Here is a 15,069-nt window from a genome sequence, read left to right as displayed (position 1 = left end):
CCGATACTCGAAATGATATGACCTGCCGGCGGCGCCTCACCCGCCGGCGAGGGATTTTGCATCCATGTTCACCCCGGAGAGGGCTTTGATATGAACATCTCCAGATTTTTTGTCGACCGGCCGGTTTTTGCCGGTGTTCTTTCGGTCCTCATCGTTGTTGCCGGCCTGATCGGCCTGCGGGCGCTGCCAATTTCCGAGTATCCCAACGTCGTGCCGCCGTCGGTCGTCGTGCGCGCCACCTATCCCGGAGCCAATCCGAGCGTCATTGCCGAAACGGTGGCGACACCGCTCGAAGAGCAGATCAACGGCGTTGAGGACATGCTTTACATGTCGAGCCAAGCGACGTCGGACGGCGTGCTTAACGTCACCGTCACCTTCAAGCTGGGCACCGACCCCGACAAGGCACAGCAACTGGTGCAGAACCGCGTTTCGCAGGCCGAGCCGCGCCTGCCGGCGGAAGTCCGTGCGCTCGGCATCACCACGGTGAAAAGCTCACCCGACTTCATCATGGTCGTCAATCTCGTCTCCGACGGCGAAAGTCACGACATCACCTATCTTCGCAACTACGCCACCCTCAACATCAAGGACCGGCTCGCCCGCATCCCAGGCGTCGGTCAGGTGCAGGTCTTCGGCGCCGGCGACTATTCGATGCGCGTCTGGATCGATCCGCAGAAGGCGGCCGAGCATGATCTCGCCGCCAGCGATATCAGCAATGCCATCAGTTCGCAGAACGTCCAGGCCGCTGCCGGCATCATCGGCGCGTCGCCGAGCCAGCCGGGCGTCGACCTGCAGCTCAACGTGAATGCGCAGGGCCGCCTGCGCACGCCTGAGGAGTTCGGCAACATCATCGTCAAGACGGGCGCCAATGGCGAGATTACCCGCCTTCGCGACGTCGCCCGCATCGAGCTTGGCGCCGCCGACTACACGTTGCGGTCGCTGCTCGACGGCAAGCCGGCTGTCGCCGTGGCCGCCCTTCAGGCGCCCGGTTCGAATGCGATCGAAATCGCCGACAATGTGCGCGCAACCATGGATCAGCTGCAATTGGCCATGCCTGAGGGCGTCAAATACGAAATCGTCTACGATACGACGAAATTCGTGCGCTCCTCGATCGAGAAGGTCATCGACACGCTGCTCGAGGCCATCGCGCTCGTCGTCCTCGTCGTCATTCTCTTCTTGCAGACATGGCGCGCCTCGATCATCCCGCTGATCGCCGTTCCGGTATCGATCATCGGCACCTTTGCGGTCATGTATGTCTTCGGTTTCTCGATCAACGCGCTCAGCCTGTTCGGACTGGTGCTGGCGATTGGTATCGTCGTCGACGACGCGATCGTCGTGGTCGAGAATGTCGAGCGCAACATCGAACACGGGCTGTCGCCAAGAGCCGCCACCTACAAGGCGATGAAGGAGGTCTCAGGCCCGATCATTGCGATCGCGCTGGTCCTCGTCGCGGTCTTCGTGCCGCTCGCCTTCATCTCCGGCCTTTCCGGGCAGTTCTATCGCCAGTTCGCGCTGACGATCGCGATCTCGACCGTCATCTCGGCCTTCAACTCGCTCACCCTGTCGCCTGCGCTGGCAGCTCTTCTCCTGAAGGATCATCATGCGCCGAAGGACTGGCTGACGCGGTTCATGGACGCGATCTTCGGCTGGTTCTTCCGCGGCTTCAACCGTGTCTTCGGCGCAGGCTCGAATGCCTATGGCAAGGGTGTCGGCAGCCTGGTGTCGCGCAAGAGCATCGTCATGGTGGTCTACCTGGCGCTGGTCGGCGCGACGTACAGCATGTTCACCACGGTTCCGGGCGGCTTCGTACCGTCCCAGGACAAGCAGTATCTGATCGGCTTCGCCCAGCTGCCGGATGCGGCAAGCCTCGACCGCACCGAAGACGTCATCAAGCGGATGACCGACATCGCGCTCGCGCAGCCGGGCGTCGCAAATGCGATCGCCTTCCCTGGCCTGTCGATCAACGGCTTCACCAACTCCTCGAATGCCGGCATCGTCTTCGTGACGCTGAAGGATTTCGAGGAGCGCAAGACGCCTGATCTCTCCGGCGGCGCCATCGCGATGGCGCTGAACCAGAAGTTCGGCGTCATCCAGGATGCCTTCATCGCCATGTTCCCGCCGCCGCCGGTCAACGGCCTCGGCACGACGGGCGGTTTCAAGCTGCAGATCGAGGATCGTGCGGGTCTCGGCAACCAGGCGCTCGACGAGGCTACCAAGGCGGTGCTTGCCAAGGCCTATCAGGCGCCGGAGCTTGCCGGCCTGTTCTCCAGCTTCCAGATCAACGTGCCGCAGCTCTATGCCGATCTCGACCGCGCCAAGGCCGAGCAGCTTGGAGTTTCCGTCACCGACGTCTTCCAGACGCTGCAGATCTATCTTGGTTCGCTCTATGTGAACGACTTCAACGCCTTCGGCCGCACCTACAGCGTCCGTGTGCAGGCCGACGCGAAATTCCGTGCCCAGCCGGAAGATATCGGTCAGTTGAAGGTCCGATCGGCGTCGGGCCAGATGATCCCGCTGTCGGCCCTCCTGAAGGTGGAGCCGAGCACCGGCCCGGAGCGGGCGAACCGCTATAACGGCTTCCTCGCCGCCGATATCAACGGCGGTCCGGCGCCGGGCTTCTCGTCCGGTCAGGCACAGGCGGCAATCGAGAAGATCCTTCGGGAGACGCTGCCGTCCGGCATCGATTTCGAATGGACGGATCTGACCTATCAGCAGATCCTTGCCGGCAACTCGAGCGTCGTCGTCTTCCCGCTCGCCCTGCTGCTGGTCTTCCTGGTGCTGGCCGCCCAGTATGAAAGCCTGACGCTGCCGCTTGCGATCATCATGATCGTGCCGATGGGCGTGCTGGCAGCGCTGACGGGTGTCTGGCTCACCGGTGGAGACAACAACATCTTCACACAGATCGGCCTTGTCGTCCTTGTCGGCCTATCGGCGAAGAACGCGATCCTCATCGTGGAATTTGCCCGCGAACTGGAGTTCGAGGGCCGGACGCCGCGCGAGGCCGCGGTCGAAGCCAGCCGCCTTCGCCTTCGCCCGATCCTCATGACTTCCATGGCCTTTATCATGGGCGTCGTACCGCTCGTCGTTTCCACCGGTGCGGGCGCGGAAATGCGCGCGGCCATGGGTGTCGCGGTCTTCTCCGGCATGATCGGCGTGACCTTCTTCGGCATCTTCATGACGCCGGTCTTCTACGTGCTGCTGCGGCGGCTGACGGGCAACCGTCCGCTCATCCAGCACAAGCCGGACGAGCACAAGGAGGAAGAGGCCGAGGTTATACGGCTAGCGGCGGAATAAGCGGAATTCAACCTTCCTTTGTCGAGTAAATCGGGCGGGAACTTCGGTTCTCGCCCGTATCGTTTTTCTGACTCCAGAAGAAAATGCGTTACGTTCATCAAAACGGTTGCAACCGTGGACGAGGGGACTATCAAAGACGGATAGCAACTGGAGGATCGGCGTGGGCCTCAACCCCGCTATGCGGAAGGCGAAGCCGCAAAGCCGGCGCGCGCGTGCGGAAGACGGTGAAACGGAGTTTGGCGCTCCGCTTCTAGACTTCGATGAGAAGAATGGCCGATCGGGAGGATAATGATGACGGACAGCCAACCTAAGAAACGCCGCCTGCGTTCGCAGGATTGGTTCGACAATCCCGATCATATCGACATGGCGGCGCTCTATCTCGAGCGTTTCATGAATTACGGCATCACGCCGGAAGAGCTGCGCTCCGGCAGGCCGATCATAGGCATCGCCCAGAGCGGCAGCGATCTCGCGCCCTGCAACAGGGTGCATATCGAGCTCGCCGAACGGGTGCGCGACGGTATTCGCGATGCAGGCGGCATTCCGATCGAGTTTCCCACACATCCAATCTTCGAGAACTGCAAGCGTCCGACCGCCGCCCTCGACCGCAATCTCGCCTATCTTGGCCTCGTCGAGATCCTCTACGGCTACCCGCTCGACGGCGTGGTGCTGACCACCGGCTGCGACAAGACCACGCCTTCGGCGATCATGGCTGCTTCGACGGTCGATATTCCGGCCATCGTGCTCTCCGGCGGGCCGATGCTCGACGGCTGGCACGAGGGGGAACTGGCGGGCTCCGGCACTGTCATCTGGCGCATGCGGCGGAAATATGCGGCAGGCGAGATCGATCGGGAGGAGTTTCTGCAGGCAGCGCTCGATTCGGCTCCATCCGTTGGCCACTGCAATACGATGGGCACAGCCTCAACGATGAATGCCCTGGCGGAAGCCCTCGGCCTTTCGCTGACCGGCTGCGGCGCCATTCCGGCCGCCTACCGAGAGCGCGGCCAGATGGCCTATCGCACCGGACGGCGCGCCGTCGAGATCGTGTTCGAGGACTTGAAGCCGTCAGATATCCTGACACGCGAGGCTTTCCTCAATGCGATCCGCACCAATTCGGCGATCGGCGGCTCGACCAATGCGCAGCCGCATCTGGCTGCGATGGCCAAGCACGCCGGCGTCGAACTTTATCCCGATGACTGGCAGGTGCACGGCTTCGATATCCCGCTTCTGGCGAATGTCCAGCCGGCGGGCGCCTATCTCGGTGAGCGCTATCACCGCGCGGGCGGCACGCCGGCGATCATGTGGGAGCTGCTGCAGGCCGGAAAGCTCGACGGCAACTGTCGCACGGTGACGGGCAGGACGGTGGCCGAGAACCTGCAAGGCCGCCAGGCAAGCGACCGCGAGGTCATCCGGCCTTTCGACGAACCGCTGAAGGAGCGGGCGGGCTTCCTCGTCCTCAAAGGCAATCTCTTCGATTTCGCGATCATGAAGATGAGCGTCGTCTCGGAGGATTTCCGCCAGCGCTATCTTCTGGAGCCCGGGCGGGAGGGCGTTTTCGAGGGCAGGGCGGTGGTTTTTGATGGTTCCGAGGACTATCACAGACGCATCAACGACCCTGAACTCGGCATCGACGAGGACACCATCCTCGTCATCCGCGGCGCGGGTCCGCTCGGCTGGCCGGGGTCGGCCGAGGTCGTCAACATGCAGCCGCCGGATCATCTCCTGAAACGCGGCATCCGCAGCCTGCCGACGATCGGCGACGGCCGTCAGTCGGGCACCGCGGACAGCCCTTCGATCCTCAATGCCTCGCCGGAAAGTGCAGCCGGCGGCGGCCTGGCCTGGCTTCGCACCGGCGATATCATCCGAATCGACTTCAATGAGGGGCGCTGCGACATGCTGGTCGACGAGGCTGAGATCGAACGGCGCAAGGGCGACGGCATTCCGCCAGTGCCGGCGGATGCGACGCCGTGGCAGCGGCTCTACCGCCGCTCAGTGACGCAACTGTCGGACGGCGCAGTTCTGAAAGGAGCTGCGGAGTTCCGCCAGATCGCGAAAAACCCGCCACGGCACAATCATTGACCTGGCGTGTGGACGCAGATTGCGCTTTGGCTATCCCGCGCAGGCAGCCGAGACAGGCCGGCTGTTCCCGTCGATCACGGGCGGAGTGGAAAAGCAAAAGGCAGCGATAGATGGCTGATTTTCGGCCGAGATGCTTCTCTGTCTTCTGGATTGGGTAACCAGGAAAATCTCGATGCGACATTTATTCGCGTCGGCAGGAGGATTATTGGGCAGCAAGTAATTTTCTTGAGCTTGCAACGGCATTGTTTCATGGTAATGCGGAACGAAGCTTACTGCATTGCATCGAAAACGATTGTGCGCGTGGTCAAGACCATAGACGCCGCTTCTCCATCATTCGTTCGGTGCGATCGCAGAGCCGTGACCTGACAATTGCTTTGCCGTTGGCGGGATTGACTTGCGGGACATTCAATCTGGGAAGGTCGCATGAATTCGGAATTTGCCGTTCGTTCGATGCGGCCCGGCGAATTGGAGCTCGTGCTCGAATGGGCGCGTCAGGAGGGATGGAATCCGGGCCTCGACGATTCGCTTGCGTTCCTCGAAGCTGATCCGTCGGGGTTCTTCGTCGGCTCCATCGGTGAAGTCCCTGTCGGTTCGATCTCGGTCGTGAAATATGGAGACAGCTTCGCCTTTCTCGGCCTTTACATCGTTCACCCCGATTTCCGCGGCAAGGGTTACGGCAAAGCGATCTGGAAAACGGGGATCGCAACGGCGGAGGGCCGGACGATCGGCCTCGACGGCGTTACGGCGCAGCAGGAGAATTACCGCAGGGCCGGCTTCAAACCCGCTTATGCCACCGTTCGCTATGGCGGCGTTGCCTCCGCTTTGCCGGCCTCCACGCTCGTCGCTCATCCGGTGCTGGATTCACGCCTGGAAGGGCTGCAGCGCTACGATTCGGCGATCTTTCCGCAGCCGCGGGAAGCCTTCCTCGCCGCCTGGTGCACCAGCCGCAAGGGACGGCGTACGGCCGTGGTCCGCAAAAGCCACAAGATCCGTGGCTACGGCACGATCCGCCGCTGCTACGAAGGCTACAAGATCGGCCCACTCTTTGCTAATGACGCTGACAGCGCCGCGGCACTGCTTGCCGAATTGATCCCCGAAGCAAAGGGGGCTCAGATCTTCGTCGACATCCCCGTCGAAAACCGCGAGGCAATCGCACTTGCCGAAGGCATGGGGCTTCAGCCCGTATTCGAGACGCTACGTATGTATCGTGGGCCGGCGCCGGCCATCCCGTTGAAGCACGTCTTCGGTGTGACGACCCTGGAGCTCGGCTAAAGGCTCTAATCCACTGGTGAGGCAGGCACGGTCGGAGCGGAAGCTTTCGGCCGGCCCTTTTCGGCGATAGCGATGCCGCCGAGCGTCAGCATCAGCGCTATTATATGGAAGGACTGAAGCCTTTCTCCGATCAGTACGACGGAGAGCAGTGTTCCGAACACCGGCACGAGGTTGATGAAGAGACCGGCGCGGTTGGCGCCGATAGCCTCGACGCCCTTGATATAAAGGATCTGCGCCAACAATGAGGGGAAGATCGCCGTATAGAAGGTGATGCTCCAACCGGCTTGGTCCGGCCACTGCGCAGCGCCACGGCCGATCTCCCAAAGAAGCAGCGGGAGCGAGGTCAGCATGGCGGCAAGGGCGGGGAATGCCATCAGCGTGCGCCAATCGACCGGCGGTTTCCAGCGTAGCAATATCGTGTAGAGCGAGTAGGCGGCAATGGCGATCAGCATCAGCCCGTCGCCACGGTTGAGCTGCAACTGCAGCAGCGTGGCGAGGTCGCCGTGGGCGGCCGTCAGCGCCACGCCCAGCAGCGTCGTGCCGAAGCCGAGACATTGCGCCAGCGAGATGCCAGTGCGGAAAAAGAAGAAATTCAACAGGAAGATCAGCATCGGAATGCCGGCTTGCTCGATGGCGACGTTGATCGCCGTCGTATATTGCACCGCCGAATAGAGCATGGCGTTAAAGAGTGTATAGCCGATGGCGCCGTAGCAAAGGAGGAGCGGCAGGTTTTTCTTCGCCACGGGCCAATCCTTCTTCAGTTGCGGCACAGATATTATGGCGATGAGCGCGACGGCGAGGAACCAACGCAGAAAGGTCAGCATCATCGGGCTGATATGGCCGACCGCAAGTTTGCCAGCGACGGAGTTGCCTCCCCAGCAGAGGGTGGCGATGACGAGGCAGAAATAGGCTGTGGCTTGCAAGAGCGTTCTTCCTCGTCTTTTGCAATCGATAATCGGCTATTTCCCAGGGGAAATAGACTGCCGGCTGCTGATTTGTCACGTAAAAAGCCCAATCGGCTGCGACAACAGGGTCGCTTTCCCAAAAACAAAGCTTTATAGATGCGCGGGTTTGAGCAGGTGCGCGGTTTTCCGCCGGTAATAGGAAGAGTTGGATGACGAACGTAGTCGTGGTCGGTTCGCAATGGGGTGACGAAGGCAAGGGCAAGATTGTCGATTGGCTTTCGGAACGTGCGGATATTGTCGTTCGCTATCAGGGCGGACACAATGCCGGCCATACGCTCGTCATCGACGGTACCAGCTATAAACTCTCGCTCTTGCCGTCCGGCGTCGTGCGCCCGGGCAAGATGGCCGTCATCGGTAACGGCGTCGTAGTCGATCCGCATGCGCTGATCGCCGAGATCGGGCGGTTAGAGGCGCAGGGCGTGACGGTTACGCCTGACAATCTGCGCATTGCAGACAATGCGACGCTCATTCTTTCGCTGCACCGCGAGCTCGACGCGATGCGCGAGGATGCGGCATCCAACAGCGGCACCAAGATCGGCACGACTCGCCGCGGCATCGGCCCGGCCTATGAGGACAAGGTCGGCCGCCGCGCCATCCGGGTGATGGATCTTGCGGACCTCGACAGTCTTTCCGGCAAGGTCGACCGTATTCTGACACATCACAATGCGCTTCGCCGCGGCCTGGGCGTCGCCGAGGTCAGCCACCAGGCGATCATGGAGGAACTCACCTCCATTGCCGATCGGGTCCTGCCGTTCCGCGACACGGTTTGGCTTTTTCTCGACAAGGAGCGCCGCAAGGGCGCCCGTATCCTTTTCGAAGGCGCGCAAGGGAGCCTGCTCGACATCGATCACGGCACCTATCCTTTCGTGACCTCTTCCAACACTGTGGCCGGCCAGGCTGCGGCTGGCTCCGGCATGGGGCCGGGCTCGCTCGGCTATATCCTCGGCATCACCAAGGCCTATACGACACGCGTTGGAGAAGGTCCGTTCCCGACGGAGCTGACCGACGAAATCGGCCAGTTTCTGGGTGAGAAGGGGCATGAGTTCGGTACTGTGACGGGGCGCAAGCGTCGCTGCGGCTGGTTCGACGCTGCGCTGGTACGTCAGTCGGTTGCTACCAACGGCATTACCGGCATCGCACTTACGAAGCTCGATGTGCTCGACGGTCTCGAGGAATTGAAGATCTGCGTCGGATATATGCTCGACGGCGAACAGATTGATCATCTTCCCGCAAGCCAGGGAGCGCAAGCTAGGGTCGAACCGATCTATGTCACGCTGGAGGGATGGAAGGAATCGACCGTCGGCGCCCGCAGTTGGGCGGATCTTCCGGCGCAGGCGATCAAGTATGTTCGCCAAGTCGAAGAATTGATCGGGGCGCCGGTCGCGCTCCTATCCACCAGTCCAGAGCGGGACGACACGATACTTGTGACCGATCCGTTTGAGGATTAAGGTCACGGGCCACTGTGGAGGACAGTTCGGCAGAGGCCGGACTTCTTGAGAAAGTACGAATGGCGGATTTTATTGCAGTTATTCGGCGGGCCGTCGACGGCCTGGCTGAAAATACCCCCGAGATGCGGGTAAAGGTCTACGAACGTGCTCGCGGCGCGGTGCAGCGGCAGCTCGAGAACATGAAGCCGCGTCCGCCGGAAGCCATGCTCCAACGCCAGCTCGATAAGCTCGAGGCCGCTATCCGCGAAGTGGAGGCTGAACACTCCGAAGCGCTGCCCCTTGATGAGGCGGCTGTCGCTGTCGCTGCGCCGGAAACCTTAGATCAAGCGGTTCCCGTCGAAAGCGAGTCACCCCCTGCGCCACAGACGGCCGTCGACGAGCCCGCCGATGAAGCCGATGCGGAATCGCCGACGACCGACGCCGTCCACGAACCCGACCACCAGGAAGCCGACGCACAGCAGGAAACTGAGGAAGAGGTCGCGACCGAGGAGCCGCTTTCTTCGGAACCTGAGCCCGCACAACCGCCACCTCCTGCGGAGACAGCTGCACCCGTCGAGACTCATTGGCATCCTTCGCATGAGGAGGAGGCGCCGGCCGAGGAATGGCATGCCGGCGAGGCGCGTGACGTCGCTGCCGAAGAAGTGCTGCCGGAACATCACGGCTTCGAAACGCCGTCCGCCGGTCATCTCTACGAGGAAGCGGACGAGCATCGTACCGATGAGCAGCATCCCGTGGAAGCCGAGGAGATTGCGGCCGAACCGGCGACGGTGGAAAGTCAAGAGCCGAACGCCGAGGCGGATTACCAGCCAATCGAGTCGTTCCAGCCGATCACGCGCGGCATAGAGCATGCATCCAACCGGCTGGTGGAGCCGGTTGCCGATTTCGATCGTGCGCAGGAATTCGTCGAGCATAGCCGCGAAGAACCGCTGCAGGCAGATGCCGCGGGACATTTCGATCCTGTCTGGACCGAGCCAGCCGCCGAGACGCCGGCTCCAGCGCCCAAGGATGCCGACACCGAGTGGGCCGAAGAGGAGCTCCGGCAATATTCGGAAACGGCGCCGGCGACCGCCGACGCTTCCGCGCGCGCATTCGAAGATGTGATATCGAGCCTCGAGAAAATGGCGCCCGCCGCTGTCATGCCGGTCGCCAAGGAGGCTTTCTCCTGGGAGAAGGCCGCCTTCGACGACCTGCCGCCGATCGAGGCGGGCACCGACAAGAAGACGCCGGTGTCCTCGCATTTCGAGGAAGTCGATATCTTTGCGGAAGTGCACGATGGCAAGCCCACACCCGCCGCCGGCGCACCGGGCGAGGGGTGGCGGGAAGCGAAGGCGCTGCGTGGCTATGATCGCCGCGGCTCGATCGTCATGGACGATGACGACGCCAATCCGGCGATGGATATCGATCAGATCGTCGCCTCCAAGCTGCAGGGCAAGAATTTCCGCATGGAGCCGAAGCGTCGCCGCTTCGGCATCGGCACGATTATCACTCTCCTCTTTGCGCTTATCCTGATCGGCGGCGGCGCCTATGCCGGCTGGATGAACAGAGAAGCGCTGGTGGCGATGGTCGATGGACTCGTCAGCTCGGCACCATCGCAGGCTACGAGGAATGAGCCGGCAACGACGACGGCGGAGTCCGAGACTCCAGTCCAGGCCACGACGACGCCAGCCGAGCCGGCCACGCCGGAAGCGCAGAATACGCCGGCGGCCCCGGCACAGCCGAACCAGCAAGTGGCCTCGTTGAACAACGACGGTGCGGCAGCCAACTCGAAGTTTACGCAGCGACTGCTCGCCGACGGGACCGAAGTCGACAGCGGTCCGGCGACGGTGCCGGGAACGCCGACGGCCGAAGGAAAATCGGTAGCCGAGCAGAATGTCGCTGCAGCGGATATGCCAGCTGCCGGCGCGCAGGGGGATACGGCACCGCCCCAGCCGCTGACGCCGAGCGGTCCTGCGACATCGCCACCGCAGGCTGCGCCGGTTGGCTCGTCCGAAAAAATGTTCCTCTATGAGGAGCGTATCGGCCAGAGCTCCCCGACGGCGATCGAGGGAACTGTGGTCTGGAGCGTGCAGCACGAGGCAGGGCAGAATGGCCGGCAGGTAGCGACGGTACAGGGCAACGTCACGGTTCCCGAACGCAATCTCTCGGCTCTTGTCACCTTCAAGCGCAATTCCGATCCGTCGCTGCCGGCAAGTCATCTTGTCGAGATTGTCTTCTCGGTGCCGCCCAATTTTGAAGGAGGCAGCATCGACAGCGTCCAGCGCATCTCGATGAAGCGCACAGAGCAGGATCGCGGCGACGCGCTGATTGCGGTTCCGGCCAAGATCACCGATGATTTCCATATGATCGCGCTCAACGACTATCCCGATGCGCGCAAGGCTAATCTCGATCTGTTGTCAACCCGCAACTGGATCGATATTCCCATTACCTATCGCAACGGCCGCCGTGCGCTGCTGACGATGGAAAAGGGTGGCACGGGAACGGATGCCTTCAACACGGCCGTCAAGGAGTGGACTGCGCTCGGGGATATCTCGACGAGTCAGTGAGTGGGCTCTCGGTGCGCCCTGCCGTCGTCCCGACAAAACAAAAACGCCACCTCCCGTCTAAGGAGGTGGCGTCCAATTCTCAAGTTCAGCCGATCAGGCAGTGGCTTCGACGACGCGAATGGCCTTGGCCCGCTCCAGGGCTTCCTTGCGGACAGCATCCTGTACCTTTTCAAAGGCGCGGACTTCGATCTGGCGGACGCGTTCGCGGCTGATGTCGAATTCAGCCGACAGGTCTTCCAGGGTCACCGGTTCCTCGGCGAGGCGACGGGCCTCGAAGATGCGGCGCTCGCGTTCATTCAGCACGCTCATCGCCTTCGCCAGCATGCGCCGGCGGGTTTCGAGCTCGTCCTGTTCGATCAGCACATCTTCCTGGCTGTCATGGTCGTCCACCAGCCAATCCTGCCATTGACCGCTGTCGCCTTCGGCCGCCTTGATCGGTGCGTTCAGCGAAGCGTCGCCGGAGAGGCGGCGGTTCATCGAGATGACCTCCTCCTCCGAGACGTTCAGCTTAGTGGCAATTTCCGAGACATGCTCCGGCTTCAGGTCACCGTCGTCGATCGCCTGGATGCGGCCCTTCAGCCGACGCAGGTTGAAGAACAGGCGCTTCTGATTTGCAGTCGTGCCCATCTTCACCAGCGACCACGAGCGCAGAATATACTCCTGGATCGAGGCCTTGATCCACCACATGGCGTAGGTGGCCAGGCGGAAGCCGCGCTCGGGATCGAATTTCTTGACGGCCTGCATCAGGCCGACATTGCCTTCAGAGACAACTTCGCCAATCGGCAGGCCGTAGCCACGATAACCCATCGCGATCTTCGCGACGAGGCGGAGATGGCTGGTGACGAGCTTATGGGCGGCATCGCGGTCGCCATGCTCGGCATAACGTTTGGCCAGCATATATTCCTGCTGCGGCTCCAGCATCGGAAATTTGCGGATTTCGTCGAGATAACGATTGAGGCCGGCTTCGCCGGCGGTAATGGACGGCAAGGTATTTCGGGCCATAGTGCACCCTCCTGAAGTGAATTCCGGTTCCCGATGGAAACGCGTCCCCGCGTCGAAAAGGCAAACCGGGACGTGCGGCTTTTCCCAAGCCCGCACTAAGTCTATATACAGATAAGTATGGCAAAACGGCGGTTCAAGGGTGCCGCTCACGCAGGTGTGAGGCGGGGGGCGGCAACCCGAGCCGCCTTTATCGCCGCAGCGCCTCGACCAGTTCCACCATATCGTCGGGCATCGGTACCTCGAAATGCATGAGGTCACCGGTGCGGGGATGCTCGAATTGCAGCATGAAGGCGTGCAGCGCCTGACGGTCGAAACCCTTGACCACCTTTCGGATCTCTTCCGGCAGCAGATTTGCCTTGGTCCTGAAGCCGGCGCCGTAAACCATGTCGCCGAGCAGCGGGTGACCGATATGGGCCATGTGCACGCGGATCTGATGCGTGCGGCCGGTTTCGAGGTGGCACTCGACCAGCGACGCGAGCGCCGTCGCATCAGGGTTTTCATGAAAGCGCTCGATCACCTGATAATGCGTGATTGCGTGATCAGCATCCTGACTGTCAGGGCGCTTGACGGCGCGGCGGGTGCGGTCGCCGGTGGCGCGGCCAAGAGGCGCGTCGACCGTGCCCGACAGCGTGCGAGGGCGCCCCCAGACGACTGCCTGATAAGCCCGCTCCAGCGGCATGGTGCGGCCGTGATCGGCAAATTGAAGTGAGAGGTTGCGATGGGCAATGTCGTTTTTGGCGACGACCATGACGCCTGTCGTGTCCTTGTCGAGACGATGGACGATGCCGGGGCGACGCACGCCGCCGATACCGGAAAGAGTATCGCCGCAATGATAAATCAGCGCGTTGACCAGCGTTCCTGTCCAGTTGCCGGGGCCGGGATGGACGACCAGCCCGGCCGGCTTCGATATGACGATGAGGTCGTCGTCCTCGTGCAGGATATCGAGCGGGATATCCTCACCCTGCGGAGTCGGGTCTTCCGGTTCGGGCAGTGTGATCTCGAAACTGTCGCCGACACGCACCTTGCGCTGCGGATCGGTAACCTGCTCGCCCCGCAGAGAAACCCGGCCGTCCTTGATCAGCGCCTTGATGCGGCTGCGGGAAAAATCCTCGCCGACCTGCGCCGTCAGCCAGGCGTCGAGTCGGCCTTCGGCGGTTTCATCGGCGGTCAGGACTTTTCTAATGCCGGCTGCTTGTTTAAAGGGGTCGCTCAAGACGCTTCTTCTCCGACTTATTTTTAGAACGGGACGCACAGATGACAGCAATCGAGCCAGACGACCAGGACGAGAAGCCCCTTGATCCGGCAATGGAAAATGTCCGGCGCAAGATGGTCCGCCTGCAGATCGTTTCCGGCGCCATCATGTTCGTGAGCCTTATGGCGGTCTTCGGCGCCGTTGTCTACAAGACGATGCGGGAGCCCAAGGAGACCGCGTCCACTGCCGCAGCCTCCGGGGTGCCTTCGGATGCGCCGCTTGCGGCGACCCTTTCCCTGCCGCTCGGGTTCAAGGTGCAGTCCACTTCGTTTTCGGCGGGGCAGATCCTGTTCTACGGCGAAACGGTCGAGGGCAGGAACAAGGCACTGGTGTTCGACCTCAAGACCGGCCGCACTGTCGCCGACGTCACCGTCGCGGGGAATTGAGGCCGGATGGCCGCCGACCCGATCCTCATCGACAGCGCCGACGATCCGCGCATCGCTGAATTTCGCGACATCAGAGAGCGCGACCTGACCGGCCGGGAGAACCGCTTCATCGCCGAGGGTACCGTCGTGCTGCGCATGCTCGCCGAGGCGCATGCGGCAGGCCGCGGCTTCTCGGCCGAAAAGATCCTGCTGCTGCGCAATCGCGTCGACGGCGTGCAGCCCATCCTGGAACGCTTTCCGGCCTGTGTGCCGGTTTATGTCGCCGAGGCTGACGTGCTCGACGGTGTCGTCGGCTTTCATCTGCATCGCGGCGTTCTTGCGCTTGGCAGGCGGGAGGACCGCGGCGAGGCAGCGCTTCTCGACGCACTCCCGGAACAGGCGCTGGTGCTGGTCGGCTGCGGCATTTCCAACCATGACAATGCCGGTTCGATGTTTCGCAATGCTGCCGCCTTCCGGGCGGATGCGGTGCTGCTCGACGAAACCTGCTGCGATCCGCTCTATCGCAAGGCGTTGCGTGTGTCGGTCGGCTCGGTGCTGAGCGTTCCGCACCGGCGCGGCGGCAAGGCGCTGGACCTGCTCATGACGCTTGCCGAGCGGGGCTTTGCCATCTGGACGCTTTCGCCTCATGGCAAGGCCGATATACGGGCCATTCCGGCGTCGGCGCGGATGGCGCTCGTCGTCGGCACGGAGGGGGAGGGCTTGCCGGAGGCGCTGCTAGCGCGCTTTCAGAGCGCACGCATCCCCCAATCAGACGAGCTCGACAGTCTCAACGCCGCGACGGCGACGGGGATCGCGCTATTCTCCATGGCTTCTGCGATGGCGCGGCTCTGACGC

General features: G+C 62.2%; 10 protein-coding genes. 7 read left to right on the top strand and 3 right to left on the bottom strand.

Annotated elements, in window-relative coordinates; translation table 11 throughout:
* The first annotated feature begins 90 nt into the window (after positions 1 to 90).
* The 3 genes from J2J98_RS16900 (at position 91) to J2J98_RS16890 (ending at position 6,639) form a co-directional block, all read left to right on the top strand.
* Positions 91 to 3,291, top strand: coding sequence for an efflux RND transporter permease subunit (locus J2J98_RS16900; protein ID WP_138396467.1), 3,201 nt, complete (start codon positions 91 to 93; stop codon positions 3,289 to 3,291).
* Positions 3,292 to 3,582: 291 nt separating this feature from the next.
* A complete protein-coding gene (locus J2J98_RS16895; protein WP_207603157.1) occupies positions 3,583 to 5,367 on the top strand; it encodes an IlvD/Edd family dehydratase in 1,785 nt (594 codons plus the stop codon).
* Positions 5,368 to 5,790: 423 nt separating this feature from the next.
* A complete protein-coding gene (locus tag J2J98_RS16890; RefSeq protein ID WP_138396465.1) occupies positions 5,791 to 6,639 on the top strand; it encodes a GNAT family N-acetyltransferase in 849 nt (282 codons plus the stop codon).
* A gap of 5 nt (positions 6,640 to 6,644) precedes the next feature.
* On the opposite strand, the gene J2J98_RS16885 is transcribed toward J2J98_RS16890, so the two are convergent.
* A complete protein-coding gene (locus tag J2J98_RS16885) occupies positions 6,645 to 7,562 on the bottom strand; it encodes a DMT family transporter (RefSeq protein WP_064706019.1) in 918 nt (305 codons plus the stop codon).
* Between the two features lie 191 nt (positions 7,563 to 7,753).
* Here J2J98_RS16885 and J2J98_RS16880 point away from each other — a divergent pair, with 191 nt between their 5' ends.
* On the top strand, positions 7,754 to 9,052 hold the full coding sequence (locus tag J2J98_RS16880; RefSeq protein WP_064706018.1) for an adenylosuccinate synthase: 1,299 nt from the start codon (positions 7,754 to 7,756) through the stop codon (positions 9,050 to 9,052).
* Between the two features lie 59 nt (positions 9,053 to 9,111).
* A complete protein-coding gene (locus tag J2J98_RS16875; RefSeq protein ID WP_207601648.1) occupies positions 9,112 to 11,595 on the top strand; it encodes a RodZ family helix-turn-helix domain-containing protein in 2,484 nt (827 codons plus the stop codon).
* Between the two features lie 93 nt (positions 11,596 to 11,688).
* Here the strand turns inward: J2J98_RS16875 and rpoH are convergent, their stop codons facing one another.
* A complete protein-coding gene (gene rpoH / locus J2J98_RS16870) occupies positions 11,689 to 12,597 on the bottom strand; it encodes an RNA polymerase sigma factor RpoH (RefSeq protein WP_064695517.1) in 909 nt (302 codons plus the stop codon).
* Positions 12,598 to 12,784: 187 nt separating this feature from the next.
* A complete protein-coding gene (locus tag J2J98_RS16865) occupies positions 12,785 to 13,810 on the bottom strand; it encodes an RluA family pseudouridine synthase (protein ID WP_064706016.1) in 1,026 nt (341 codons plus the stop codon).
* 41 nt (positions 13,811 to 13,851) lie between these two features.
* Between J2J98_RS16865 and J2J98_RS16860 the strand changes: the two genes are divergently transcribed.
* Both J2J98_RS16860 and J2J98_RS16855 read left to right on the top strand, forming a co-directional pair.
* Positions 13,852 to 14,235, top strand: a complete 384-nt coding sequence (locus J2J98_RS16860) for a hypothetical protein (protein WP_064706015.1) — start codon at positions 13,852 to 13,854, stop codon at positions 14,233 to 14,235.
* A 6-nt stretch (positions 14,236 to 14,241) separates the two neighbouring features.
* Complete coding sequence (locus tag J2J98_RS16855) at positions 14,242 to 15,066, top strand: TrmH family RNA methyltransferase (protein ID WP_207601647.1); 825 nt, start codon at positions 14,242 to 14,244, stop codon at positions 15,064 to 15,066.
* The last annotated feature ends 3 nt before the right edge of the window (positions 15,067 to 15,069 follow it).

It is taken from the genome of Rhizobium bangladeshense, assembly GCF_017357245.1.
Lineage (GTDB): Bacteria > Pseudomonadota > Alphaproteobacteria > Rhizobiales > Rhizobiaceae > Rhizobium > Rhizobium bangladeshense.
This window is presented reverse-complemented; position numbering and strand designations above follow the sequence as displayed.